The organism is Streptomyces sp. NPDC093801 (assembly GCF_040701585.1).
GTDB lineage: Bacteria > Actinomycetota > Actinomycetes > Streptomycetales > Streptomycetaceae > Streptomyces.
Genome location: NZ_JBFBDP010000004.1, coordinates 245,666 through 272,631, shown reverse-complemented (window position 1 = coordinate 272,631; position 26,966 = coordinate 245,666). Strand labels below are relative to the sequence as shown.

General features: G+C 75.1%; 17 protein-coding genes. 11 read left to right on the top strand and 6 right to left on the bottom strand.

Going from position 1 to position 26,966, the window contains the following annotated elements; translation table 11 throughout:
- Positions 1-147: 147 nt before the first annotated feature.
- The 8 genes from AB0469_RS06430 (at position 148) to AB0469_RS06395 (ending at position 13,661) form a co-directional block, all read left to right on the top strand.
- Positions 148-1,305, top strand: coding sequence for an agmatine deiminase family protein (locus AB0469_RS06430; RefSeq protein WP_366450189.1), 1,158 nt, complete (start codon positions 148-150; stop codon positions 1,303-1,305).
- A 189-nt stretch (positions 1,306-1,494) separates the two neighbouring features.
- Positions 1,495-3,039 carry an alpha/beta fold hydrolase gene (locus tag AB0469_RS06425; protein WP_366450188.1) on the top strand — a complete coding sequence of 515 codons (1,545 nt, stop codon included), beginning with the start codon at positions 1,495-1,497 and terminating at the stop codon, positions 3,037-3,039.
- A gap of 20 nt (positions 3,040-3,059) precedes the next feature.
- Positions 3,060-4,664, top strand: a complete 1,605-nt coding sequence (locus tag AB0469_RS06420; protein ID WP_366450187.1) for an alpha/beta hydrolase — start codon at positions 3,060-3,062, stop codon at positions 4,662-4,664.
- Between the two features lie 380 nt (positions 4,665-5,044).
- Positions 5,045-6,508, top strand: coding sequence for an FAD binding domain-containing protein (locus AB0469_RS06415; RefSeq protein ID WP_366450186.1), 1,464 nt, complete (start codon positions 5,045-5,047; stop codon positions 6,506-6,508).
- Positions 6,505-8,871 carry a xanthine dehydrogenase molybdopterin binding subunit gene (gene xdhB, locus AB0469_RS06410; protein WP_366450185.1) on the top strand — a complete coding sequence of 789 codons (2,367 nt, stop codon included), beginning with the start codon at positions 6,505-6,507 and terminating at the stop codon, positions 8,869-8,871. The genes AB0469_RS06415 and xdhB overlap by 4 nt, the downstream gene beginning before the upstream one ends.
- Before the next feature lies 1 nt (position 8,872).
- The gene (gene xdhC, locus AB0469_RS06405; protein ID WP_366450249.1) at positions 8,873-9,682 is read left to right on the top strand and encodes a xanthine dehydrogenase accessory protein XdhC; all 810 of its coding nucleotides are present in this window, start codon (positions 8,873-8,875) and stop codon (positions 9,680-9,682) included.
- Positions 9,683-9,857: 175 nt separating this feature from the next.
- On the top strand, positions 9,858-12,563 hold the full coding sequence (locus AB0469_RS06400; protein WP_366450184.1) for an AAA family ATPase: 2,706 nt from the start codon (positions 9,858-9,860) through the stop codon (positions 12,561-12,563).
- A gap of 132 nt (positions 12,564-12,695) precedes the next feature.
- On the top strand, positions 12,696-13,661 hold the full coding sequence (locus AB0469_RS06395) for a helix-turn-helix domain-containing protein (protein WP_366450183.1): 966 nt from the start codon (positions 12,696-12,698) through the stop codon (positions 13,659-13,661).
- Between the two features lie 25 nt (positions 13,662-13,686).
- Here AB0469_RS06395 and AB0469_RS06390 read toward each other — a convergent pair whose 3' ends face one another.
- The 5 genes from AB0469_RS06390 to AB0469_RS06370 form a co-directional block, all read right to left on the bottom strand.
- Positions 13,687-14,385, bottom strand: coding sequence for a GPR1/FUN34/YaaH family transporter (locus AB0469_RS06390; RefSeq protein WP_366450182.1), 699 nt, complete (start codon positions 14,383-14,385; stop codon positions 13,687-13,689).
- Between the two features lie 17 nt (positions 14,386-14,402).
- On the bottom strand, positions 14,403-16,280 hold the full coding sequence (locus tag AB0469_RS06385) for an amidohydrolase (RefSeq protein WP_366450247.1): 1,878 nt from the start codon (positions 16,278-16,280) through the stop codon (positions 14,403-14,405).
- 131 nt (positions 16,281-16,411) lie between these two features.
- Complete coding sequence (locus tag AB0469_RS06380; RefSeq protein ID WP_366450181.1) at positions 16,412-17,242, bottom strand: alpha/beta hydrolase; 831 nt, start codon at positions 17,240-17,242, stop codon at positions 16,412-16,414.
- 68 nt (positions 17,243-17,310) lie between these two features.
- On the bottom strand, positions 17,311-17,805 hold the full coding sequence (locus AB0469_RS06375) for a DoxX family membrane protein (RefSeq protein WP_366450180.1): 495 nt from the start codon (positions 17,803-17,805) through the stop codon (positions 17,311-17,313).
- A 5-nt stretch (positions 17,806-17,810) separates the two neighbouring features.
- The gene (locus AB0469_RS06370; RefSeq protein WP_366450178.1) at positions 17,811-18,473 is read right to left on the bottom strand and encodes a hydrolase; all 663 of its coding nucleotides are present in this window, start codon (positions 18,471-18,473) and stop codon (positions 17,811-17,813) included.
- A 333-nt stretch (positions 18,474-18,806) separates the two neighbouring features.
- Between AB0469_RS06370 and AB0469_RS06365 the strand changes: the two genes are divergently transcribed.
- Positions 18,807-20,303 (top strand): DHA2 family efflux MFS transporter permease subunit, encoded by a 1,497-nt coding sequence (locus AB0469_RS06365; RefSeq protein ID WP_366450177.1) that lies wholly within the window; start codon positions 18,807-18,809, stop codon positions 20,301-20,303.
- Positions 20,304-20,766: 463 nt separating this feature from the next.
- Here the strand turns inward: AB0469_RS06365 and lanKC are convergent, their stop codons facing one another.
- On the bottom strand, positions 20,767-23,364 hold the full coding sequence (gene lanKC / locus AB0469_RS06360) for a class III lanthionine synthetase LanKC (protein ID WP_366450175.1): 2,598 nt from the start codon (positions 23,362-23,364) through the stop codon (positions 20,767-20,769).
- Positions 23,365-23,675: 311 nt separating this feature from the next.
- On the opposite strand from lanKC, the gene AB0469_RS06355 reads away from it, so the two are divergent.
- Both AB0469_RS06355 and AB0469_RS06350 read left to right on the top strand, forming a co-directional pair.
- Positions 23,676-26,657, top strand: coding sequence for a type 2 lanthipeptide synthetase LanM family protein (locus tag AB0469_RS06355; protein WP_366450174.1), 2,982 nt, complete (start codon positions 23,676-23,678; stop codon positions 26,655-26,657).
- Positions 26,658-26,774: 117 nt separating this feature from the next.
- The gene (locus tag AB0469_RS06350) at positions 26,775-26,966 is read left to right on the top strand and encodes a hypothetical protein (protein WP_366450246.1); all 192 of its coding nucleotides are present in this window, start codon (positions 26,775-26,777) and stop codon (positions 26,964-26,966) included.

Here is a 26,966-nt window from a genome sequence, read left to right as displayed (position 1 = left end):
CTAACCAGCCTCCACCACGCGACCTGGGGCTTTCCCGGATCCGCCGGAAGAACCCTGCCGCAACTCTTGACCGAGCGCTTGGCCAGTTCTAGCTTTCCGGCCAACCCCGCCGAAAGCGTGGGGAGTTGGAGCATGGGAGGAACCGTCATGAACGACCACATGGTGAACCGGCCCGAGGGCGGGGCCCTGGGCCGGCGCAGATTCCTGACGGCGGCCGCCGCCGGGATCGCCGCCGCCGGCCTCGCGGCGTCCGGGGGGCTCGCCCGGGCCGCCTCCGCCGCCCGCCCCGCCGCCGCGGGCACCTTCCGCGTACCGGCCGAGGACGTCCGCCACACCCGCACGTGGATGGCCTTCCCCGACAGCAGCTCCATCTGGGGCGGCGCGCTCGCCGGGGTCCAGTCGGACATCGCCCTGATCGCCCGGACCATCGCCAGGTACGAACCCGTCTACCTCTGCGCCAACTCGGCGAGCGCCGCCAAGGCCCGCTCCCTCGCCGGTCCGACCGTCACCGTCCTCACCTCGATCCCGGTCGACGACTGCTGGATGCGCGACAGCGGACCGGTCTTCCGCACCGACGGGGCCGGCGGCCTCGACGCCGTCGGCCTGAACTTCAACGGCTGGGGCAACAAGCAGACCCACGCCCGCGACGCCCTGGTCGCCGGCCGGATCGCCGCCTACGCCGGGGTCCCCTTCACCGCCGCCGGAGTGGTGGGGGAGGGCGGCGCGGTCGAGCAGGACGGCGCGGGCACCCTGATGGCCACCCGCAGCAGCCTCGTCAACAAGAACCGCAACCCGGGCGTCTCGCAGACGCAGATCGAGGCGGCCCTGCGCACCGCCTACGGGGCCTCCAAGGTCATCTGGTTCGACGGCGTGGTCGGTCAGGACATCACCGACGACCACGTGGACGCGACCTCCCGCTTCCTCGCCCCCGGCCGGGCCGCGGTCCAGATGCCCCTGGCCACGGACACCGACGCCTACGCCAAGGACGCCCGCCGGCAGTACCAGGTCCTGTCCGCCGCCACGGCCGCCGACGGCACGCGCATGGCCGTCGAGCAGATCCAGGGCCCCGACTACAACAAGATCCGCTCGACGAACCGGGACTTCCTCGCCTCGTACGCCAACTACTACCTCTGCAACGGGGCCGTCATCTCGGCCCACTTCGGCGACACCCGCGCCGACACGGCGGCCCGGGCCACCCTGGCCCGGCTCTACCCGGGCCGCACGATCGAGCAGCTCAACATCGACCGCCTGGGCACGGGCGGCGGTGGGATCCACTGCGTGACCCAGCAGCAGCCGGTGCCGTAGGGGGCGGACGGGGGGTGGGCCGCCGGTGACGTGCCACGTCACCGGCGGCCCACCGCCGTCCGCGTGCACGGGTACCGGCCGCCGGGTACCGTCGAAAGGTACGTTCCGCCCCGTCCGCCACGGCGCCGCCCGCGGCGGACGGGCAGCCGCGGATCCGGAAGCAGGTGTCCGGCAGAGGAACGGGATCGCATGACCATGCCCCTGAACGCCGCGGCCGCAGCCGCACTGCTCTGCCTCGGGGCCTTCGGTCCGGCAGCGGGCGGCGCCGCGCCGACGCCCGCAGGGGCTGCAGGACCCGGTCCGGCCACCCCCGCGCGGTTCGTGCCGGGGCCCTGCCCGAAGACGCCCGAGCCGGTCCAAGCGCTGAGCACCGCCAGATGCGGCACCCTGGAGGTTCCCGAGAACCGCGCCCGTCCCGGAGGGCGGACCGTCAAGCTGGCGGTGGCGGTCGTTCCGGCCGTCTCGGCGAAGCCCGCCCGGGACCCCGTGGTGTTCATGTCGGGAGGTCCCGGCGGTGAGACGTTCGACGACATCCCGTTCCTGGTCTCCTCCGGCCTGAACCGGGACCGGGATCTGATCGTCATGGCCCAGCGCGGCAACCTCTACGACACGCCCGGCCTCGCCTGCCCGGAACTCGACCGCTTCTACGCCGCGTCCGTGGGGCTCCCGTCCTACGCACCCTCGACGCAGCGGCTGATGGCCGATGCGGTGAAGCGCTGCCGGGACCGCCTGACGGCCCACGGGGTCGACCTGAGCGCCTACAACAGCACGGAGAACGCGGCGGACTTCGCCGACCTGCGCACCGCGCTGGGCATCGAGCAGTGGAACGTCTACGGCCATTCCTACGGCAGCGACCTGGCCCTGACCTACCTGCGCCTCCACCCCCGGGGAATCCGCGCGGTGGCGCTCGACTCGGTCACCCCGCCGCAGTCCGTCTCCCTCCCGTTCGCCTGGGCGAGCGCCCGCGAGGGGCTCGACAACATCTACGAGGCCTGCGCGGCCGAGCCCCGCTGCAAGAGCCGCTACCCGGACCTCGAACGCACCCTGAACGAGCAGGTGCGCAAGCTGGACGCCCGGCCGCTGACGCTGAACGTCCGGCCGCCGCAGGGCGGGGACCCGGTGAAGGTCGTCCTGGACGGCGGCGCACTGCTGAACGTACTGGTCGCCAAGGCGATTCCGTTCGCCGACGTCCCGGCGGCGATCGACGAACTCGCCCGCGGGCGTCCCGAGCGCTTCGCCCGGGCCCGCGCCGCCGGTTCGGTCGAAGAGGCCGGCCAGACCGCTCACGGCCTGACGCAGTCCGTGGTGTGCGCCGAATGGGTGCCGGGCCACTCGGCGTCCGACGTGCTGGACGCGGGCCGCCGGGCCTTCCCCGACTGGCCGGAACCGGTGCAGGCGCAGGCACCCCAACTGGCCTTCCAGGAACAGATGTGCCGCATCTGGAAGGTGCCGGACCGCACCGCCGTCCAGCGGGTGGCCACCTCCAGCCCGGTGCCCGTGCTCTTCGTCAACGGGACCTTCGACATGAAGACCGGGGCGAGCTGGGCGCAGAAGACCGCCCGGACGCTGCCCCACTCCACCATCGTCCGCATCCCCGGCATCGGACACTGGGCGGTCCCGCAGTCGCCCTGCGCCCAGAAGGTGCTGGCGTCCTTCCTCGCCCGTCCCGCCGCGCCCGACACCGGATGCGTGGCGGGCCTCGGGTGGGAACCCTTCACGATCACCCCGAAGTGACCGAGCAGCCGGGAGGGCAGATGGCTCCCCACCGCGATCCCCGCCGCCGTACGGTGCGGCGGCAGCGCACCGCGCCGACCCTGGTGGCGACCGGGATCCTCGTCACCGGCCTGCTCGCGCTGCCCGCCGACGCGCAGGACACCCCCACCCCGTCCGCCGGCGCCGGAGCGCTGGGAACGGTCGCCGGGACGGCGGGCGACGCCCACTACGAGCCGGGCCCGTGCCCCCGGACGCAGCAGCCGATCGCCGAACTCGAAGGGGCCCGCTGCGGCACGCTCACCGTCCCCGAGAACCGCGCCGCACCGGACGGGCGGAGGATCAGGCTCGGGGTGGCGGTCGTCCCGGCCGCCTCGGCCACACCCCGACCCGACCCGGTCGTCTGGCTCGCCGGCGGCCCCGGCGACGACGCCGTCGGGGAGGCCAGGATGGCGATCGACGGCGGCCTCAACCGCGACCGCGACGTCGTCTTCATGTCCCAGCGCGGCACGTACTCGGCCGACCCGGCGCTCCTGTGTCCCAACATCGACGAGTTCAACGCACGCGTGATCGGCCTCGTCGCCGACGACCCGTCCACCGAGCGCGCCCACGTCGACGCGACGAAGGCCTGCCGGGACAAGCTGGCGGCCACCGGGGCCGACCTCGGCGCCTACAACGACGTCGAGAGCGCCGCCGACTACGCGGACCTGCGCTCCGCCCTGGGCGTCAAGGAGTGGAACCTCTTCGGGATCTCCTACGGAACCCACCTGGCGCTCGCCACCATGCGCCTGCACCCCGAAGGCATCCGGTCGGTCGGCCTCGACGGCATCCTGCCCCCCTCCAGGGGAGGTTCGGCCGCGGCGTGGAGCAGCGCCCGGCAGGGCTTCGACGGCCTGTTCAAGGCCTGCGCGCAGCAGCCGGCCTGCAACCGCCGCTATCCGAACCTGTCCGCCACCTTCGAACGCCTCGTCCGCGAACTGGAGGCCAGGCCGGTGACCACCACCGTCACCGTCCCCGGACACCCGGAGCCGGTGAAGGTCGTCCTGGACGGCTCGGCCCTGGTGACCTGGCTGACCACCGCCACCCATGCCGCGGAAGGGGTGCCCCGCTCCCTCGACGAGCTGGCCCACGGCAAGCCGGAGCGGATCGCCCGGCAGTGGGCGGGCTGGAGGCTCGCCCCCCAGGCCGTCGGGAGCGTCTCGCACGGACTCGTCTACGGCGTCTTCTGCAGCGAGTGGACCCCGTACGAGACCAGGGCCCAGGCGCTCGAAGGCGGCCGGAGGGCCTACCCGGCGTTCCCGCCCTCGGTCCAGGAGCAGGCCCCGCAGCTGGCCTTCCTGCGCCCGGACTGCAAGGCCTGGAACGTCCCCGCCGCCCCGCCCTCGATCCGCGACGCCACCCGCAGCGACATCCCCACCCTCGCCCTGTCCGGCGGCTTCGACGCCCAGACGGGCGCGGACAACGGCCCGTACGTCGCCCGCACCCTGCCCCGGGCCACCGTCGTCACGGTCCCGTACGAGCCGCACGTGGTCTTCGCGACCTCGAAGTGCGCGCGGACGATCACCGGCTCCTTCCTCGACAACCCGACGGCCCCGGACACCGCGTGCCTCAAGGGCCTGCGGGCCCCTGCCTTCGAGACCGGCCCCTGACCCCTCCGCGGCGGCGGCGCCACGCCGTGGACACTGCTTGACCGATCAACCGGCGGCGACGTAGCTTCGGGCGCAACGACTCGTGAGACCGGGCAAGGAGGCGACGTCGGATGTCCACCCCCTCCGTACCGCTGCGCCCCGCCCACGAGGTCGCCTGGGCTCCCGGCCGTGTAGCACACGGCTGCTGAACGGCCCCCTCCTCCCGGTGCGCCCGATCGCGGCCCCGGGCTCCCCCTTTTCCTCCCCTCCGCCCGCGGTGCGCCGTCGTGTGCCGGCATGCGCTCCGCGGGTCGTCAGAGCGGCGCCACCGAAAGAGAAAGCTCCTGAAATATGGCGACTAGAACAATCATGCCCTTTATGTTCCGAATCGAGGGTGTGCGATGGTAGCGGCGCGGATCACCGTCAACGGCAGCGAGACCCCGATCGAGCCCGCCTCCCCCCACACCACGGTGCTGGACTTCCTGCGCGAACGCGGCCTCACCGGCACCAAGGAGGGCTGTGCCGAAGGAGAGTGCGGCGCCTGTTCGGTCCTGGTGGCCCGGCCCGGCGTGGACAAGCCCACCGACTGGGTGGCGGTCAACGCCTGCCTCATCCCGGCCGCGGCACTCGACGGCCAGGAGGTCGTCACGTCCGAAGGCCTCGCCACCGCCGGCGGGCCCGGCACCCCGCCCGTCCTGCACCCCGTACAGGAGGAGATGGCGGTCCGCGGCGGCTCCCAATGCGGCTACTGCACGCCCGGGTTCGTGTGCAGCATGGCCGCCGAGTACTACCGCCCCGGCCGCTGCGCCCACGACGGGCCGGCCGACGGCGCCGATCCCGAGCACGGCCCGAACGGCTTCGACCTGCACGCGCTGAGCGGGAACCTCTGCCGCTGCACCGGCTACCGCCCCATCCGCGACGCCGCGTTCGCCGTCGGCACCCCCACCGGGGACGACCCCCTCGCACAGCGCCGCGAGCAGTCCCCGCCCGCACCGGTCGCCACCGCCTACACCCGGGACGACAGCGCGTTCCTGCGGCCGGCCACCCTGGACGGGGCGCTGCGGCTGCTGCGCGAGCGCCCCGAGGCAGTCGTCGTCGCCGGAAGCACCGACTGGGGCGTGGAGGTCAACATCCGCTCCCGCCGGGCCCCTTGCGTGATCGCCGTCGACCGGCTGCCCGAACTGCGCACCCTGCACGTCGCGTCCGACCACATCGAGATCGGCGCGGCACTGACCCTCACCGAGGTCGAACGCCGCCTCGACGGCAGGGTCCCGCTCCTCGCCGAGCTGTTCCCCCTGTTCGCCTCCCGGCTCATCCGAAACAGCGCCACCCTCGGCGGGAACCTGGGCACCGGCTCGCCCATCGGCGACAGTCCGCCGGTCCTGCTCGCGCTGGAGGCGTCGGTGGTGCTCGCCGACGGCGACGGCCGGCGCGAGGTCCCCCTCAGCGACTACTTCACCGGCTACCGGCAGAGCGTGCGCCGCGCCGGCGAACTGATCCTCTCCGTGCGCGTCCCGCTGCCGCTGTCCCCGGTCACGGCCTTCCACAAGATCGCCAAACGGCGCTTCGACGACATCTCCAGCGTCGCGGTCGCCTTCGCGCTCGACGTCCGGGACGGGACCGTCCGCAAGGCGCGCATCGGCCTGGGCGGCGTGGCCGCCACCCCGGTCCGCGCCCTCGCCGCCGAGGCCGCCCTGGAGGGCCGGGCCTGGACGGCGGACACCGTCGAGGCCGCGGCCCGGGTACTGGAGGCCGAGGGCACGCCGATGGACGACCACCGCGCCAGCGCCGGGTACCGCTCGGCCGTGCTCGGCCGGAGCCTGCTGAAACTGTACGCACAGCACACCGGGGCGGTGTCGTCGTGAGCCACCTGTCCCAGCGCCCCGAGAAGCCCGCCGTCGGGCTCCCGCTGCCGCACGAGAGCGCCGCCCTGCACGTCACCGGCGCCGCCCTCTACACCGACGACCTGATCCACCGCACCAAGGACGTCCTGCACGCCCACCCGGTCCAGGTGATGAAGGCCCACGGCAGGATCACCGCCCTGCGCACCGCGCCCGCGCTCGACGTCCCCGGCGTGGTCCGCGTCCTGACCGCCGCCGACGTGCCCGGTGTCAACGACGCCGGAATGAAGCACGACGAGCCGCTCTTCCCCGACACGGTCATGTTCCACGGCCACGCCGTCGCCTGGGTGCTCGGCGAGACCCTGGAGGCCGCCCGGCTCGGCGCGGCCGCCGTCGAGGTGGAACTCGACGAACTGCCCTCGCTGGTCACCCTGTCGGAGGCGATCGCCGCCGAGAGCTTCCACGGCGCCCGCCCCGTGATGCTGGCCGGCGACGTCGACGCCGGATTCGCCGACTCCGCCCACGTGTTCACCGGCGAGTTCCGGTTCTCCGAGCAGGAGCACTTCTACCTGGAGACCCACGCGGCGCTCGCCCACATCGACGAGGCCGGACAGGTCTTCGTCCAGAGCAGCACCCAGCACCCCTCGGAGACCCAGGAGATCGTCGCCCACGTCCTCGGGCTGCACAGCCACGAGGTGACCGTGCAGTGCCTGCGGATGGGCGGCGGCTTCGGCGGCAAGGAGATGCAGCCGCACGGGTTCGCGGCCGTCGCCGCCCTCGGCGCCCGGCTCACCGGCCGGCCCGTCCGGGTACGGCTCAACCGGACCCAGGACCTGACCATGTCCGGGAAGCGGCACGGGTTCCACGCCTCCTGGAAGATCGGCTTCGACGCCGAGGGGCGCATCCGGGCCCTGGACGCCACCCTGACCGCGGACGGCGGCTGGAGCCTGGACCTGTCCGAGCCGGTGGTGGCCCGCGCGCTGTGCCACATCGACAACACCTACTGGATCCCCCACGCGCGCATCGCCGGCCGGATCGCCCGGACCAACAAGGTCTCCAACACCGCCTTCCGCGGCTTCGGCGGACCCCAGGGCATGCTGGTGATCGAGGACATCATGGGCCGCTGCGCCCCCCTCCTCGGCCTGGACCCGACGGAGCTGCGGGAGCGCAACTTCTACCGCGAGGGCCAGCACACGCCCTACGGGCAGCCGGTCACCCAGCCCGAACGGATCTCCGCCGTCTGGGAACAGGTCAAGGAGAACGGCGCGATCGCCGACCGGCGCCGGGAGATCGCCGCCTTCAACGCCGCGCATCCGCACACCAAGCGGGGCCTGGCGCTCACCGGCATCAAGTTCGGCATCTCGTTCAACCTCACCGCCTTCAACCAGGGCGGCGCGCTGGTGCTGATCTACAAGGACGGCTCGGTCCTGATCAACCACGGCGGTACCGAGATGGGCCAGGGCCTGCACACCAAGATGATCCAGGTCGCCGCGACCACCCTCGGCATCCCGCTGCACAAGGTGCGGCTGGCACCGACGCGCACCGACAAGGTGCCCAACACCTCCGCCACCGCGGCCAGCGCCGGCGCGGACCTCAACGGCGCGGCGGTCAAGAACGCCTGCGAGCAGCTGCGCGGCCGGCTCCTGGAGGTGGCCGGCACGCGGCTGGGCGCGAACGCCTCGGACGTGCGCATCGTCGAGGGCGTCGCCCGCGTCCTCGGCGACGACCGCGAGCTCGCCTGGGACGACCTGGTGCGCACCGCCTACCTCCAGCGGGTCCAGCTGTCGGCGGCCGGCTTCTACCGCACCGAGGGGCTGCACTGGGACGCGAAGGCCTTCAGGGGCTCGCCGTTCAAGTACTTCGCCCACGGCGCGGCCGCCGCCGAGGTGGAGGTGGACGGGTTCACCGGCGCCTACCGCATCCGGCGGGTGGACATCGTGCACGACGTCGGCGACAGCCTGTCCCCGCTGATCGACATCGGCCAGGTCGAGGGCGGCTTCGTCCAGGGCGCGGGATGGCTGACGCTGGAGGACATGCGCTGGGACACCGGGGACGGCCCGCACCGCGGCCGGCTGCTGACCCGGGCCGCGAGCACCTACAAGCTGCCGAGCTTCTCGGAGATGCCCGAGGAGTTCAACGTCACGCTGCTGCAGAACGCCACCGAGGAGGGGGCGGTCTACGGCTCGAAGGCGGTCGGCGAGCCCCCGCTGATGCTGGCGTTCTCGGTGCGCGAAGCGCTGCGCCAGGCCGCCGCGGCCTTCGGACCCGCGGGGACCTGTGTGGAACTGGCCTCCCCCGCGACCCCGGAAGCGGTGTTCTGGGCGGTCGAAGCGGCCCGCGCCGGGACCGCGGCCCGTACCGGCGCGAGCGTTGCGGGCCATGCCTGACATGACCTGGGTGGCCGCGGTCGCGCGGTTGCGGGCCCGCCGGGAACCCGGCGCGCTCGTGACCGTCGCGACCGTGCGCGGCCACGCACCCCGCAAGGCCGGCGCCAAACTCGTCGTCGGGCGGGACGGCACCTGGGGCTCGATCGGCGGCGGCAACATCGAGGCCGTCGCCGTCGACCGGGCCCGCGAGGTGATCGGCACCCCCGACGCGGAGCCGGAGCTGATGGAGTTCGCCCTCAACGACAAGGTCACCGGCCGGCACGGTGTGCAGTGCTGCGGCGGCGCCGTCTCGGTGCTGCTCGAACCCCTGCCGGTGGTCCCGGCGGTGGCGGTCTTCGGCGTCGGGCACGTCGGACTGGAACTGGCCCGCATCCTGGCCCGCTTCGACCTCGACCTGCACCTGGTGGACAGCCGCCCGGGCCAGCTCGCCGAGGAGCGGCTCGCCGTGCTCGGGGACGCGGTGGCGCAGGTCCACGTCCACCACACCCCGCTGCTCCCGGAGGAGGTGCTCGCCGACCTGGCACCCGGCACCCACGTCCTGATCATGACCCATGACCACGCGGAGGACGCCGCCCTGTGCGACGCGGCCCTGCGCACCGAGGGCCTGGGCACGATCGGACTGATCGGCTCGGCCGCCAAATGGTCCAGGTTCCGCCACCGCCTGTCCACCGAGGGCGGCCACGACGACGCGGCCATCGACCGCATCAAGACCCCGATCGGGATGACGGAGATCACCGGCAAGGAACCCGCCGCGATCGCCGTGGGCGTCGCGGCCGACCTCCTGCGCACCTTCGAACGGGAAGGGCACTGAGGAACCGGGGGCCGCCGCCGGAGGATCTCCGGCCGGCGGCGGCCCCCGGCGCCGACCCTGCGGAATGCGCCCCCGCACGCGCTGCGACTATGCTCCGGCACATGCCCGCCCCGTCCGCCCGCCCGGCCGGGACGGACCGCACCACCGCGTACAAAGGGTCTACGGGAGTCCAGTGTTGATCGGACGTCAGGAAGAACGGGCGTTCATCGCCGCGGCACTCTCACCCCGCGCGGCCACCGCGTCGCTGCTCCTGCTCGGGGAGCCCGGCGTCGGAAAGACCCTGCTGCTGGACGCCACCGTCGCCGACGCCGTGCGCGAGGGCACCCGGGTCCTGCGGGTGCGCGGCAACGCCGCCGAGGCCGAGCTCGCCTTCGCCGGCCTGCACCAGCTCCTGCTGCCCGTCCTCGACGGCGCCGACGTACTGCCGGCCCGTCAGCGCGCCGCCCTGCTCGCCGCCTTCGGCCTGGGGGACGACCCGGCCCCGCCCGACCTCATGATGATGAGCCTGGCCGTCCTCACCCTCGCCTCGCAGACCGCCTCGACCGGCCGGCTCCTGCTCGCCGTCGACGACGCCCAGTGGCTCGACCACGGCAGCCGCCAGGTGCTCGGCTTCCTCGCCCGGCGCCTCGCCGGCGAGCCCATCGGCCTGCTCGTCGCCGCGCGCGGCACCCACCACCCGGACTGGCTGGACCCCTCGGTCCCGCTCCTGGTGGTCCCCCCGCTCCCGCCCGCCGAGGCGGAGGAGCTGCTCAGCGCCCAGCCGCACCCGCCGGCCGGCCCGATCCGGCGCCACGTCCTCGCCACCGCCGCGGGCAACCCCCTCGCCCTCGTCGAGCTGGCCCGGTCGGCGGCGCGCGACGGCGGCCTCCCGGCCACGGCTCCCGTCCCCGTCACCGACCTGCTGGAACGGACCTTCGCCGCCCGCGTCGACGAACTGCCCGCCGCCACGCGCGAGGCCCTGCTGGTCGCCGCGGCCGCCGAGGGCGCCGGCCTGTCCGACGTCCAGGCCGCGCTGGAGCCCGGGTCCCCCGTCGACGTCTGGCAGCCGGCCGAGCGGGCGGGACTGGTACGGGTCCACGCCGACCGCGTCGACTTCCACCACCCCCTCGTCCGGTCGGCGATCTACGGGGCGGCCCCGTTCGCCGAACGGCGCCGGGTCCACCTGGCCCTCGCCGAAGCCCTCGGCGCCGACCCCGACCGCCGCGCCTGGCAGCTGTCGGCCGCCGCCGTGGCACCCGACGCCGCGGTCTCCACCGCCCTGGAGGACGCCGCCACGCGCGCGATGGGCCGCGGCGCCGTCGCCGAGGCCCTGGCCGCACTGGAGCGCTCCGCACAGCTGAACCCGTCCGCCGACGAGCGGACCCGGCTGCTGGCCACCGCCGCCTACGCCGCGATCGTGGTCGGCGACGTCGACCGGGCGGAACGGCTGGCCGCCCGGGCCTCCCGGTCCGACGGCGACCCGGAGGCCACCCGGTGGATCTCCGCCTTCTGCGGGCTGGTCGAAATGCTGATGCTGCGCATGGAACGCGCGTTCTGCCTGGTCGTGCCGGACGGGCTGCCCGGCGCGGAGCGCATCGACGAGGGCGTCTCCACCATCGCGACGGGCATCGTCTACCACTCGGGGATACCCGCCCAGCGCGAGCGGATCAGACCGATGCTGGCGGCGCGCGGCGACGACGGGGGCACGGCCGCCCACCCCTTCCACCTGTGGGACCTCGGCGCCACGGACCCGTACCGGTACGGGAACACGGTGCGCGGCCACCTGCCCGCGCTGACCACCGCCCCGGGCCTGCTCCCCACCCTCAAGCACACCCTCGGCGTCCTGAGCATGCTGCTCGACGAGACCGAGACCGCGGTGTCCCTGCTCGGCGAGGTGGTCAACCCGCAGTGGGAGGACGCCGCCGACTTCCACGCCGGGACGACCGCCGCCGACCTCGCCCTGGCCAACCTCGACGCCGGCCGCTGGGCGGACGCCCGGCTCGGCGTCGAACGGCTCGCGGGCCGCTTCCTGGACGGCCGGCGCAACCTCGGCTCCGTCCGGGCCCTCGCCGTCCTCGCCACCCTGTGCGCCCTGACGGGGGAGCCCGGGGCGGCCCTGCGGCACACCACCGCCGTCCTCGCCGTCACCGAACCGGCCCACGCGCTCGCCACCACCGTCCGTGCCCGCCGGGCCGCCGCCTTCGCGGCCATGGCCCTCGGCGACCACGCCTCCGCCCACCGGCACCTGGCCGCGCTGTTCGACGGCTCGGGGGCGCCGCTCCACTACCACCTGTCCTGCTACGCCGTCGCCGACCTCGCGGCCGCCGCCGTGCTCACCGGCCACGCCGGGGAGGCCCGTACCGCACTCGAACGGGTCACCGCCGAGGTCGGCGACGGCGCCTCGCCCCGGCTGCGGCAGATCCTCTTGCGGGCCGCCGCGCTCCTCGCCGAACCGGCCGGCGCCGGCGCCCTCTTCGCCGAGGCCCTGGAGGACCCGGCCGGACAGCGCTGGCCCTTCGAACGCGGCCAGCTGTGGCTGGAGTACGGCGAATGGCTGCGCCGCCAGCGGCGGATCGCCGAGGCCCGCGCCGCCCTGACCAAGGCCCGGGAGGTCTTCGACGGCCTCGGAGCCGTCCACTGGGGGGCGCGGGCCGAGGCCGAGCTGCGGGCGGCGGGCGTCGCCGTCGAGTCGGCGCGGCCCAGCGCCCTGCGCTCCCTCACCCCGCAACGGCAGCGGATCGTCCGGCTGGCGGCGCAGGGCCTGACCAACCGGGAGATCGGCGAGCGGCTCTTCCTGTCGCCGCGGACCGTCGGGACCCACCTCTACCAGGCCTTCCCCGTCCTGGGCGTGACCGCCCGCAGCCAGCTGCGCGACGTCGTCGCACAGGAGCCGGGCGACTGAGGACCGGGCGGGAACCGGCGCGGCGCCGCGGGCCCCGTCACGACGCAAGTCATGTGACGGATGGCCGCGCCGCCGCCCGGTCCGAGAGTGGGAGCAGAACCCGCACCGCTCTGCACCGCACCCGGAGTCCCCATGCCCGTCGTCCTGTCCACCTCACCGCTGCCGCCCTCCCAGCGCGCCGACTACTGGCACGACCTGGTGTCCGACACCTTCGTCCCGCTCGACGTCGAACTCCACGAGCCGGTGCCCTCGGCCGGCACCATCTCGACCCATCGGCTCGGGCCGCTCCAGATCTCCGTGGTCGAGGCAGGCCCGCAGACCGTCTCGCGCAGCGCACGCCGCATCTCCCAGGGCGGCGGCGAATACCTGACCGTCACCCTCCAGCAGCGCGGCACCGGCCGCCTCACCCAGGACGGGCGCCAGGCCCTGATCGGGCCCGGCACGTTCACCTGTTCGGACGCCGGCCGGCCCTACCGCCGCGAGCAGCCCGCGGACTTCCGCTTCACGGCGTTCCGGGTACCGAAGGCCGAGCTCGGCGTCACGGACGGCGACCTGCGGGCGGTCACCGGCACCCTGTTCAGCGGGAGCTCCGGAACCTCCGCGCTCGTCGCCGGCCATCTCGACCGGCTCGCCGAGCAGGCCGCCGGGTTCGACGCGTACACGGGCCACCGGCTCGCCCTGACCGCCACCGACCTGCTCGCGGTCCTCGTCCGCGAGCGCCAGGGCCGGCTCGACCCGCGGGCCCCGGAGGCGGCGCGGGGGATGCTCGCCCGGATCAAGGAGTACGTCCTGCGCAACCTCGGCGACCCCGGCCTCTCGCCCGAGCGGATCGCGGCCGCGCACCACGTCTCGGTGCGCTACCTGCACAAGCTCTTCCGTGCCGACGGGACCACGGTGGGCCGCTGGATCCACCGCGAACGGCTGGAGCGGTGCCGGCGGGAGCTGGCCCGCCCCCGCGGTGCCTCGCCGGCGGTGGCGGCGGTGGCCCAGCGCTGGGGCTTCGTGAGCCCCTCCCACTTCAGCCGGGCCTTCCGGGCGGCGTACGGGATGTCCCCGCGGGAGTGGCAGGCGACCGCCCCTCGCGGCGGCCGGGGCTGACCGGCCGCCGGGACCGGGCCCCGGCTCACAGCGTGCGGCGCACGCCCGCCTGCCGCTCCAGGTTCCGCAGCTGCACGGCCAGGTCCCCCTCGACCGCGCGGTGCGCCGGCCCGCTGCGGCCGAGCGGCAGCACCTCCTCGCCGCGCACGTCCTCCAGCAGCAGCGCGAACGCCGTGTACGCGCAGACCAGCGCCACCACGATCCCGAGGGCCCCCGCCGTACGCGTGAGCCATTCCGCCCCGGTGACGCCGGCCAGGCCCCCGGCCGCCCAGCGGGGCAGCGAGACCACCAGGACGAGCCACAGGGCGCGTTTGGGCCGGGTCACCGCCGCCATCAGGGCGCCGAAGCACAGGAACGCGAGGTTGAACACGCCGAGCACCTCCGGGCCCTCGGCCGCACCGCTCCCCATGACCAGCGCGTACGCCAGCCAGCTGCCGGCGAACGTGCCCATCAGGGTCGCCGCGATCACGTCCCGGGCCCCGAAGGCGAGCACGGCGACCAGGAACTGGAGGGCGAAGGCGGGCAGCACGCAGAAGGCGACCGCCCGCCGGGCGGAGGCGTCGAACACGCCGAGTTGCAGGCAGCCCGTCATCACGGACGCGATCGCCACGGTGAAGAAGCCGAGCGGCATCGGCGAGGCGACGGGGTGCAGGTTGATCCGCGTCATGGCGCGCAGGTCCGGCTCGAAGCGGCGGCCGGCCGGGTCGGGGAGCTCCTCGCTCATGGGTCCGACCTCCCCGCTCAGTGCGCGAAGCACGGGTCGACGGGGTCCGCCGGGGGCCGGCCGCTGCCGTCGCCGTCCTGTGCCGCGCGCCATCGGCGGTGCTGCTCCGACTCCGCGGCGACCTCCGCCATCGCCTCGGCCTGCCGGGCGCCGGCCGCCGCGTACCCGCCGAAGTGCGCGACGGGGCTCCAGCGCGGAACGACCGGCGGGAGCGGCTCGTCGAGGCCCGCGTGCTCGGCCTCCGCGTGGACGATGCGCCCGCCGACGACGGTGAGCACCGACTCGATGTCGGGGATGGCGGCCTCGGGGACGGCGAAGTAGTCCTGCGAGAGGACGGCCAGGTCGGCGTAGTACCCCTCGCGCAGCATCCCCTTGACGCCGTCCTCCCCGGTCAGCCGCGCTCCGCCCCGGGTGTACAGCTCGAGCGCCTCCTCGCGGCCGAGCAGGTTCGCGGCCGGGTAGAGGGCCGTACCGCCGACGGTGCGGCCGGTCACCAGCCAGTGCAGCGACACCCACGGGTTGTACGAGGACACGCGGGTGGCGTCGGTCCCGGCGGCGACGGTCAGACCGCGCTCCAGCATGGCCCGGACCGGCGGGGTCCGGTGGGCCGCCCGGTACCCGTACCGGGCGGCGAAGGCGGTTCCCTGGAAGGACATCCGGTTCTGCACGGAGACCGCCCCGCCGAGGGCGGCGATCCGGTCCAGGCTGTGGTCGGAGACGGTCTCGGCGTGGTCGAACAGCCACCGTTCGCCGGCCGCCGGGAAGAGGCCCTCCGCGGCCAGCTTCTCGAAGACCGCCAGGTCGCGGCGGATGGTCTCGTCATAGGTGGCGTGCAGCCTGAAGCCCCAGCCGTTCTCGGTCAGCAGCCGCACCGCCTGCTCGAACTCGGCCTCGTAGCCGGGTTCGAGCTCGGGCCGCGGCTGCGCGAAGTTCTCGAAGTCGGCGGCCGCCCAGGTGAGGTTCTCCCCGGCGCCGGCCAGCCTCAGCCACGCGTCCCCGTCCCCGGGCCGGACGGTCCGCGTCCAGCGCCGGAGGTCGGCGAGCTCCTGCCCGGCCGTCTGCGGGAAGAGGTAGTAGGCGATGCGCAGGGAGAGTTCGCCGGAACGGGCCAGGTCCACGACGGTCGCGTAGTCGTCGGGGAAGTTCTGGAAGCCTCCCGCGGCGTCGAGGGCCGAGGTGAGGCCGAAACGGTTGAGCTCCTTGAGGAAGTGGCGGGTGGAGGTGCGCCGGTCGGCCGCGTCCAGCACCGGGGCCTTGGCGAGGGTGGAGTACAGGACGAGTGCGCCGGGGGCCGCCAGCAGCACGCCGGTCGGCTCGCCGTCCCGGCCGCGGACGATCTGCCCGCCGCGCGGGTCGGGGGTGTCGCGGGTGTACCCGGCGGCCCGTACGGCGGCCCGGTTCATCAGGGCCGACTGGTACAGGTGCAGGACGAAGACGGGGGTGTCGGGCGCGGCGGCGTTCAGCTCGGCCACGGTGGGCATCCGGCGCTCGGCGAACTGCTCGGGGGTCCAGCCGCCGACGACCCGGATCCACTGGCCCCGGGGCGTCCGGCCGGCCTGCTCGCGCAGCATCTCCAGCGCCCGGCGCAGGCTGCGCACCCCGTCCCAGCGCAGCTCCAGCACGTAGTGCAGTCCGCCGCGGACGACGTGGAGGTGCGAGTCGTTCAGGCCGGGCACCACCCGGCGGCCGAGTGCGTCCACGACCCGGGTCGCGGGGCCCACGAGAGGGGCCAGGTCGTGGTCGTCGCCGAGGGCCAGGACCAGGCCGTCGCGGACGGCGACCGCACGGGCCTCCGGCCGGCGGGGGTCCCCGGTGAACACCTTCGCGTTGCGGACGAGGAGGTCGGCCGCGCCGCCGCCTCGGCCCTCGGCGGGACGCAGCCCGGCGACGGGCATGCCCGGCTCCGGGACCGGCTGGTGGGACATGGTGGGGCTCCAGGGGTGGGAGTGGTCGCGGGGGCCGTGCCGGCGGCCGCGCCCCGGGGGAGGGGGAACGGCCGCCGGCACGGGAGGGCGGAGGGGTCCGCTCAGGCGAGGAAGTCGAGCAGGGCGGCGTTGACCTCGGCGGCGTGGGTCCACAGCAGTCCGTGCGGGGCGCCGGGGATCACCTTCAGCTCGGCCCCGGCGATGAGCCGCGCCAGCGGGACGGCGGTGGAGTCGATGGGCAGGGTGCGGTCGGCGTCGCCGTGGATGATCAGCGTGGGGACGTCGATGCGCGGCAGGTCCGCGCGGAAGTCGGTCAGCCAGGCGGCGACGCAGTCGAGGGTGCCCTTGGCGGAGGCGCCGACGGCGACGTTCCAGCTCGCCCGGACGGCCTGCTCGCTGATCCGCTCGCCGCCCAGCACGTCGACGTTGTAGAAGTCGGCGAGGAAGTCGGTCATGAACGCGAACCGGTCGGCGCGGATGGCCTCCTCGATGCCCTTGAAGACCACCCCGTCGACACCGGCCGGATTGTCGTCGGTCTTCAGGAGGAAGGGCGGGACCACGCCGATCATGACGGCCTTGGCGATCCGCTCGGAGCCGTAGGTGCCCAGGTATCGGGTCACCTCGCCGGTGCCCATGGAGAACCCGGCCAGGACGACGTCGCGCAGGTCGAGGGCGGTCAGCACGTGGTCGAGGTCGGCGGCGAAGGTGTCGTAGTCGTAGCCGTCGCAGGGCTGGTCGGAGCGCCCGAAGCCGCGCCGGTCGTAGGTGACGACCCGGTGGCCCGCGGCGAGCAGCGCGGCGGTCTGCTTCTCCCACGAGGCCCCGTCGAGCGGCCAGCCGTGGATCAGCACGACGGGCCGGCCCGTGCCGTGGTCCTCGTAGTACAGCTCGACGGGCGCGGAGTTGCCCTCCGCGACCTTGATGTACGGCATGTGCGTGTCTTCCTGTTCGATGGCGCGGCCCGGCGGACGGCCGGACCGCGGAGGGTGGGGGAGGAGGGTCAGGCGTCCGGTGCGGGGCGGTGGAGTGCGAGCCGGGTGAGGAGTCCGCTGCCGACCCCGGCGGCGAGCACGAGGGCCGTCCACCACACGGGGTGGCCGCCGAGGCCGAGGGCCCCGTCCAGGGACCAGGCCCCGGGGCCGGTGGCCGCCAGGGCGGCGGCGGTGCCGATCAGGACGAGGGGGTACTCGTAGCCGTCGTCCTGCACCCAGAGGCCGTTGTGCCACTTCACGGTGAGGGCGACGGTCATGACCCCGACGACCCCGGTCGCGGCGAGCGGGGTCAGTAGTCCGGCGGCCAGCAGCAGCCCGGACCCGATCTGGCCGCCGCCCGCCGCGAGGGCGGTGAGCGCGCCCCCGCGGAAGCCGTCCGCGCGGAACTCCCGCGCACCGCCGTCGAGTCCCTTGCCGCCCAGGTGCCGGCTGATCTTCTGCACTCCGTGGCCGGCGACGAGCAGGCCCACCAGCAGCCGGAGGGCGAGGAGGCCGATGTCCAAGGGGGTCAGCCGGCCGCGTGCGCGCCGATGACCGCCTGCGCGTACACGACGCCCAGCCCGTACGCCCCCGCGTGCTCCTTGACGATCTCCATCACGGCGCCGTACGTCTCCTGGCGCGCCCAGTCGCGCTGGAGCTCCAGCAGGACCTGCACCCAGGTCACGGGGACCGCGCCGGCGGCGACCATCCGCTGGAGGGCGTGCTCGTGGGCGGCCGGGCTGACACCGCCGGAGGCATCGGCCACCACGTACACCTCGTAGCCCTGCTCCAGCGCGGAGAGGGCGGGCAGTACCAGGCAGACCTCGGTCCACAGTCCGGACAGGATGATCTTCCTGCGCCCGGTGGCCCGGACCGCCTCGACGAGGGCCTCGTCCTCCCAGGCGTTCATGCTGGTGCGGTCGACGGCCTTCTGCCCGGGGAACACGGCGGCCAGCTGCGGCAGCAGCGGCCCGGAGAACGACTCGGCGGCGACGGTGGTGAGCACGGCCGGCACGCCGAACGCACGCGCCGCCTTGGCGAGGCCCACCGTGCTGTTGACGATCGCGGCGCGGTCGCCGCTGCCGGTGCCGAAGAACATCTGCGGCTGGTGGTCCACGAAGAGCATGACCGCGTTGTCGGGCGTGAGCAGATCGGCGCCGGGCGCGGCCTGCACCCGCGAGATGTCGAACATGAGGGGTCCTCTCACAAAGGGATTCATGGGTAAGGAAATTGACGGTCCGTCACGTGCTGTTGACCGGCCGCCCCCCGAACGTAGGCCCGCCCGTCCCGTCGCGGTTGTCCCTGCGCGCCCGCCCCCTTGCCCCCGAGCGCACCGGAAGGCGCCCGACGACGCCGCCCGTGCGTCAGCGCGCTGGGGTCACTCCCGGTCCCGGACCGGGGCCCGGGTCGCCAAAATGGAGTGCGCCCCGGCGGCGGCAGCGAGAGGATCGAGGGGAGACGCCGATGAGTCCTCCCCGGCGCCGCGGTCTGTCAGGGTGACCTGCCCCACGCGTAGGAGGCTCACATGACGGAAGGCACCATGCCCGCACCCCTCGCCACGCCCACCCTCCCGCCCGCCCGCGTCACCGCCGTGCTGCGGATCCTCGTGCTGTCGACGTTCGTCGTCTTCCTCAACGAGACGATCATGGTCAACGCGATCCCGCGGCTCATGCGCGAGTTCGAGGTAACCGCGGCGGCCGCGGGATGGCTGTCCACGGCCTTCATGCTCACCATGGCCGTCGTCATCCCGGTGACGGGCTGGTTCCTCCAGCGCGTGACGACGCGGACCGCCTTCGGCCTCGCCATGGCGCTCTTCCTGACCGGTACGGCGCTGGCCGCGGCCGCGCCCGCCTTCCCCGTACTGCTGGGCGCCCGCGTCATCCAGGCCGGCGGCACCGCCGTGATGATGCCGCTGCTCATGACCACCCTGATGACCCTCGTGCCCCCGCAGGACCGCGGCCGCGTCATGGGCAACATCACCCTCGTCATCTCCGTCGCGCCCGCCCTCGGCCCCGCGGTCTCCGGCGTGCTGCTCCAGCTGGGGAGCTGGCGCCTGCTGTTCCTGGCCGTGCTGCCCATCGCCGGGGCCATGGCCGTCTTCGGCCGGCGCAACCTGGTCAACGTCGGCGAGCCGCAGGCCGGCCCGATCGACTGGGTGTCCGTCCCCCTGGCGGCGGCGGGCTTCGGCGCCCTGGTCTACGGACTGGGCGAGCTCGGCGCCGGCGACGCGGCCCGGGCCCCCGTGCCCCCGGCGGCCACGACCCTGGCGGGCGCCGTGCTGGTCGGCCTGTTCGCCTGGCGGCAGCTGGCGCTCCAGCGCTCGTCCACACCGCTGCTCGACCTGCGCACCCTGACCTACCGCCACTTCTCCGTGGCGCTCGCCCTGATGTGCCTGTCCTTCATGGCCCTGATGGGCGCGTTCATCCTCCTGCCGATCTACCTCCAGGAGGTGTGCGGCCTGACCTCACTGCAGACCGGGCTGCTCCTGATCCCCGGAGGCCTGACCATGGGCCTGCTCGGGCCGCAGGTCGGCAGGCTCTACGACCGGCTCGGCGCACCGCGCCTGGTCGTCCCCGGAGCGGTCCTCATAGCCGTCTGCCTCGCGCTGTTCGCCCTCACGGGCGAAGGGACCTCGCCGTGGCTGGTGCTCGCCCTCCACGTGGCCCTGAGCGCCGGTATGGCGTTCGTCTTCACCCCGGTCTTCACCTCCGGCCTGTCCGTGCTGCCGCCGCACCTCTACCCCCACGGCTCAGCCGTCCTGGGCTCGCTCCAGCAGGTCGCGGCCGGCGCCGGGACCGCCCTGGTCATCAGCGTCATGTCGGGACGGGCCGCCGCGGCGGCCGCCGACGGCGCCGACGCCACCGCGGCCCTGGCCGCGGGCGTCCGCTGGGGGTTCGGCATCGGCGCCGTACTCGGCGCCCTGACCGTCCTGATCGCCTTCCTGGTCCGCACCCCGCCGACCCCGCAGACCCTGGGCGAGGACGGCACCACGGCGGACGAGTCCGCCCGGAAGGCCGGCTGACCCCCCGGGCGGCCCTCACGGGGGGCCGCCGCCCCGGAGCAGCACCACGGTCCAGACGTACGGCCCCACGGACCGGACCTGACCGACCTCTACGTCACCACCGCACGGCGGGCGCCCGAACACGACGAACCGCTCGCGGGCGGCGTCTTCGTCGTGCCCGGGGCCGGCCAGGGCCACCTGGCGGGCGTCCCCGCCTGACCGCCCGTGAACGGGGGACGGGGGCCGGGACCGGCGGTCCCGGCCCCCGTCGGGTACCGGCTCGTTACATCGGCTCGGGGAAGATGTCGCTGATGCTCCAGGAGACGCTGAAGCAGGGCGGGAAGAAGCCCTCCGGCTCGGTGTCCAGGGCCTGGAGCGCGAGGATCTGGCTCATGGTGATCTCACTTCCTACTCGGGGTCGTTCGGTCGGTCACTGCAACCCCGGCACGGATTCGGTCGTGCCGCGCCGGGGGGCTCTGGGGTGTCAGCCGGCCGCCGGGACCGGCGGGCGCGCGCGGCGGGGTTCCGTCAGGAGCGGGCCGGCCAGCAGGCGGTGCAGGGCCAGCAGGACACCGGCCCCGCCGCTGGAGAGGTCGGCGGTGAACCGCATCGAGCCCGCGCCGAGGAAGCGCACTCCGCGCCGGTACGGGACGGCGTACTTGACCAGGCCGGTCGCGGCGCGCACGGCGTCCGCGCGGGCGGCGTCCGTGCCGGTGAGCTCGGCGTGCCGGGTCAGGAACCAGCTCAGTCCGGCCAGCCCGCGGTAGAGGCCCGCCTCCTTCGTGGCGCAGGAGACGCGGATCCCGGCGACCAGCTTCGGCAGCGCCGCGGCGCAGCGCTCGTCCGGTGCGGTCGCCACGTAGGGGGTGAGCGCGGCCGCGATCCCGGCCGCGCCCGTGGCCAGGTACGGCATGGCACGGGTGAGCCGGGCGTCGTCGGAGACGGACAGGGCGCCGTCGTCCAGCGCGAAGGTCCGGTCCAGCTCCTGGTGGAGCAGCAGGCGGCCCGCCTCCAGCCAGCGGGTTTCTCCGGTGGCCCGGGCCAGGCGGTGGAGGAACAGGGCGACCCCCGAGCGGCCGTGCAGCAGACCGCGGGCGTCGTGCTCGCCGAGCGTGGCCGGCAGGTCGGGGGTGCGCAGGAGGCCCTGCGCCGCCGCGACCGCCCGCTCCAGGTGGCCGTCCTCCCCGGTCAGCCGGTGCAGGGCGAGCCAGCCCGCCCCGACCCCCGCGCGCCCGCCGGCCAGCGTGCCGCAGGAGGCGGTGAGCGGGTGGCCGTCGGCGTCCCGCAGCAGGTCGACGGCCTCGTCCAGCCGGCCGAGGCCGGCCAGCACCGGGGCGATGCCGGCCGAGCCGACGAGCAGTCCGGGGGGCAGCGCCCCGCGCAGCGCCAGCGCGTCGCGGCGCAGCCGCTCGCCGATCTCCGCCGGCACCGCGACACCGGCGCGCTGCAGGGCGTGCACCACCCCGGCCGTGCCGTAGGCCAGGCAGACGTTGTTGGTCCCGAACGCCTCGGCCGAGGGCGGGAAGACCCACTCCGGCCGGTCGGCGTCCGCCGTCCCCAGCAGCCCCTCGGCCACCTCGTGGGCCAGCCGGGTGAGGCAGCCGCGGGGATCGGCGTCCAGCTCGGCGGGGGAGGGCGGGCGGCCGCGGCCGTCCTGGTCCCGCGTCCGCGCCGGCGCCGTGTGGAAGGCCGTCGCCCGCTGCCACAGGTCCTGCGGCGGGGCCACCTCCGCCAGGTCGCGCCGCAGCAGCGCGAGGTTGCCGGGCGCGTGTTCGGCGGTCTCGTTGAACGGCGCGAGGAAGGAGAGCGCGACCGCCGCCACGCCGTACCGGTCCCGCAGCAGCGGATCGGTGTCGGCCCGCAGCAGGCCGGGCGGCGGCGTGAACCCCGGGGTGCCGACACCGGAGGGCGCCGCGGACAGCGCCGTGGCCGCCTCGAAGTCCACCAGCCGGAGCCCGCCCGACGGGGTGACCATGATGTTGCCCGGGCTGAGGTCGCCGAACCGGTGGCCCGCGGCGTGCAGCCGCCCGAGGACCGCGTCCAACCGGGCCAGCAGGCCCCGGCACGCCTCGTAGTACGCGGCGACCGACCGGTCCGTGCGGTCCGCGCGGGCCAGCGGCGTGGACCGGCTCAGCCAGGCCACCAGCGGCTGCCCCTCGACGTACTCGGTGACGAGGAAGTCGTGCTCCCACTCCGTGAAGTGCTCCAGCGGCTCCGGCCCCACCCCGGGGGCGGCCGCGTGGAGGGCGCGCAGCACCTCGTACTCGTGCCGCAGCCGCTGCTGCGCGTCGGTCCCGTCGAAGACCAGTCCGTTGTGGGCGCGGGCCTCCTTGAGGAAGACGGTCCGGCCGGTCCGCCGGTCCAGCGCCCGGTAGGTGCCGCCCGCGTTGCTCAGGCGCACCGCGCGGGTCACCTCGTAGTCGCGGATCAGGATCGGGCCCGCGTGCGGCTGCTCCTCCTGCTCGACGAAGGGGTCCGTGATCCCGGGAGGCAGGTGGAAGGCGGGCACCCGCAGGTCCACCACCTCGCGGCCGGAGCCGTCGGTGACCAGCCCCTCCCGGGTCCCGTCGGCCCGCAGCCGGACGCGGGGACCGAAGGCGCCGTAGCGGTAGTGGACCGTCCGCGAATCCCGGAAGCGCCGGTCGGTGAGGACGTACGGGCCCTCCTCCCCGTCGAGCGCGTCGCGCAGGCGCTCCAGCAGCCGGCCGGCGGTCGCCCGGTCGGGCGGGTAGACGGCGCAGAACTTGCCCGACTGGGCGCGTGAGGCGTGCTTGTGGTGGAGGTACAGGAAGAAGAGCCGGGCGCTCAGGTGCTTGAACGGCACGCCTTCGGAGAAGCAGATCCCGGCGACCGTGTCGAGCACGTGCTGCGCCCGGTCCAGCCGCGCCGACACGTGGATCTTCCAGCCCTGCTCGGCGAGGCCGGTCCGCGCAGCGCCCCAGAACGTCCAGATGCCCTGGGCGGCGCCGCGCAGGCCCGCCGGCACCTCGCGGGGGGCGAAGCGGGGCCCGGGGTCGGCCACGCTGGTCAGCGGCAGGTAGTACTCCTTGTCCGCGAGCGCTTCGCCGAAGCCTTCGAGCACGGGATCTCCTTGCAGGGGGTGAGGGGCGGCCGCACCGGTCCACGACGTTCGTGCCGGACGCTAGGACCGGCGGGTATGGAAACGGTTCGGCGGTGGCATGCGACCGGTATCGGGCGGGATCGCCCCCTCCGCGGTCCCCGCGGGCCGGGGCTTCGCGGGCACGTCCCCGGCATCCGCTGCCGGCCCGCTCGAGACCCGCTCGCGGTGCGGTGGAAAACATGGGGGACTCTCCCCCATGTGCGGGAGGGCGCCCGCGTACCAGGATCGTGCGTGGCACGGAGCCGTGGGGTCGGGGTCGAGGAGGGGCGCGGGTGGCTGGGCAGGGGCGGGCCGGGAGCTCGCTGTCGGCGGACGAGCGGTGGTGGCGGGCCGGGCTCGTCGGCGACGGGGGTGGAGGGCGGCCGGACTGGGCCGCGTTCGCCGAAGAGGCGACGGCCGTCGCGCCCGAGGAGGCGGTGGCGCCCGAGGGGGACCATCCGGGGCTGAGCGGCTTCGAGTGGGTGCTGCGGCCGTTCACCGTCCGCGCGGGGGAGCGGCTGGAGCGGGGCCTGTCGCAGCGGGCGCGCCGGCTCGTGGACGTGACCGCCGTGCGGGGCGACCTGGAGCGGCACCTCAGCGGCAGGCTGGCCCGGACGGCGGCGCGGACGCTGGTGCTGGAGCTGTACGGGGCGCGCACCGCCGGGCGGCTCGACGGGGACGACACCCGGGCCCGGTTCCGCGACTTCCTGGGGCGTACGGCGTCACGGCGCGGCCTGGCGGCCCTGCTGGCCGGCCGGCCGGTGCTGGCGCGGATCCTGGGGCGTACGGCCCTCGACGCGGCGGACGCCGTCGCGGAGGCGCTGGAGCGGCTGGCGGACGACCACGCCCTCCTGACCGCCGGCCTCCTGGCGGAGCCCGGCGGCGATCCGGGGCCGCTCGTGGGCGTCGAGCCGGGCGCCGGCGACGGGCACCGGGGCGGACGGAGCGTGATGCTGCTGCGCTTCGCCGACGGGACCCGGCTGGTGTACAAGCCGCGGCCCCTCTCCGTGCACCGCCACTTCAACGACCTCGTCGCCTGGTTCAACGCGCTGCCCGGCTCCGTGGACCTCCGTACGCTGCGGCTGCTCGACCGGGGCGGCTACGGGTGGGTGGAGTTCGTCGCCGCGGGGCCCTGCGCCCGTGCCGCGGAGGTCGAGACGTTCTACCGCCGCCAGGGTGCGCTGCTGGCGCTGCTGCACCTGGTCGACGGGACCGACCTGCACCACGAGAACCTGATCGCCGCCGGCGCCCACCCGGTGCTGATCGACGTGGAGACCCTGTTCCACCCGCAGCTGCCGGGCAGCGCCACGGAGGACCCGGCCGCCCGCGCGCTCCACGACTCGGTGTACCGCGTCGGGTTGCTGCCCCAGCTGTTCGTGGGCGACCACAGCGCCCTGGACATGTCCGCGGTCGGCGGCGGCCGCGCGGCGGTGTCGCCCGTCGCCCGGGCGGACTGGGCCGACGCCGGCACCGACCGGATGCGCCTGGTGCGCAGGGCAGGGAGGTTCGGCGAGTCCGCCAACCGGCCACGTCTCGCGGACGGCGCGCCCGTCGAACCGACGGCCCACGTCGAGGCGCTCTGCGCCGGATTCCGCGCCGGGTACACGGCGATCGGCGCGGCCCGGGAGGAACTGCTGGACAAGACGGCCCTGTTGAAGGCGTTCGCCGAGGACGAAGTGCGGGTGGTGGTACGTCCCACCTGGGTGTACGCCACTCTGCTCGACGAGTCGACGCACCCCGATCTGCTGAAGGACGCGGGCGAGCGCCAGCGGGTCCTGGAGGCCCTGCGGACCGACGTCTTCGGGGCGGCCCCCGCGCCCGACCTGGTCGACGACGAGATCGCCCAGCTCTGGGCCGGTGACGTACCGCTGTTCACCGCCCGTCCGGGCCGGGACCGCCTGTGGGGTGCGCGGGGGCGGCCCCTGGCCGACCGTACGGACCGCTCCGGGATCGCCCGCGTCGCCGCGAGGCTCGCCGCGCTGGACACGGTCGACCGCCAGGACCAGGAGTGGATCGTGCGGGCCGCGATGGCGACGGCCTCCCGTGCGCCCGCGCACCGGCCCGCCGAGGACCGGCGCACCCGTGCCGCGGAGCGCGCCCCGGAGCCGGAGCGGCTGTTGTCGGCCGCCCGGTCCGTCGGGGACCGGCTGGTCTCCCTCGCGTACCGCGAAGGAGCGCGCAGCAACTGGATCGGCCTGGAGCTCCTGGACGACCGCTACTGGCGGATCGGCCCGATGCCGGCCGACCTGGCCGGCGGCTACACCGGGCCGGCCCTGTTCCTGGCCCAGTTGGCGGCGCTCACCGGGGCCGGACACTACGCGGAGGTGGCCCGTACGGCCCTGGCGCCGGTGCCCGGGCTGCTCGACGCGCTGGGCTCCCGGCCCGCGGACCTCCGTGCGGTGGGTTCGGGGGCCTTCTCCGGCCTCGGCGGCATCGCGTACGCGCTCGCCGAGACGGCGCGGCTGCTGGACGATCCGGAAGTCGGCTCGTGGGCGCTCGCCATGCTGCGGCTGGCGGGCGCGGCGGCCGCGTCCGAGAGGGAGCACGGGGTGGGCGCGGGCGTCGCGGGCGGGCTCGTCGCACTGCTGGCCGCCCACCGGGCCGGGGCCGGTGCGGGGGACGAGGGGCGGCGGACCTGGCGGGACGCGCAGACCTGCGCGGACCGGTTGACCGCCGTGGATCCCACGGCGGGCGGGCGGGGCTTCACGACGGGGGCCGCCGGGCTCGGATGGGCCCTGCTGCGGTTCGCCGAGGCCGAGGCTGCGGCGGGGTCCGGTGGCGGGGCGGCCGGGGGCGGTGAGCGGTACCGGCTCGCGGGCCTGTCCGCGCTGCGGGCGGCGGTGGGCGGGGAGCCGGCCGGCGGGCCCGCGGGCGAGGCGCGGGCCTCGGCCTGGTGCCGGGGGCGCGCGGGCATCGCGCTCGCGGTGCTGGACGCGCCGGGAGCCCTGGACGACCCGCACCTCGCGGCCTGGTCCCGCAGGACCGTCGAAGGGCTGGGCCGGGACAGGCCGGCCGCCGACGACAGCCTCTGCCACGGCGAGGCGGGACTGTGCGAACTCCTGGGCCACGGCGCCGTCCCGGAGGTGCGCCCGCACTGGATCCGCCGGGCCGGAGCACTCCTCGCGTCCGTCGAGGAGACCGGTGCCCGCAGCGGCGCCCCGGACGGGGTCGCGCATCCCGGCCTGCTGAACGGGCTGGCGGGGATCGGACACGGACTCCTGCGGGCGGGGTTCCCGGAGCGCGTGCCGTCCCTGCTCCTCCTGCGGACGGCCTGAGGGCCGGTCCGGACGACGGGCCCGGTGCCCGCCGCCGGCGCACGACGGGACCCGCCGCACCATCACACAGCTCAGCACGACCACCACTCCTGCGGATACGAAGGACGGATGAGGACCATGCAGATCAACGACTCGGTGACGTACGTCGACGGCGGTGCCGGCGCGGAGACCGCGGCGCACGACCACCCGGTGGGCGAGGTGATGCTCGGGGCGGGCGGTCTGCTGGGGCTGCGCAGCCAGCTGCTCAGCACCACGGACTCCGAGGCCGGCGCCCTCACGGGCTGGACCACCGGTTCCCACTGGTTCTGA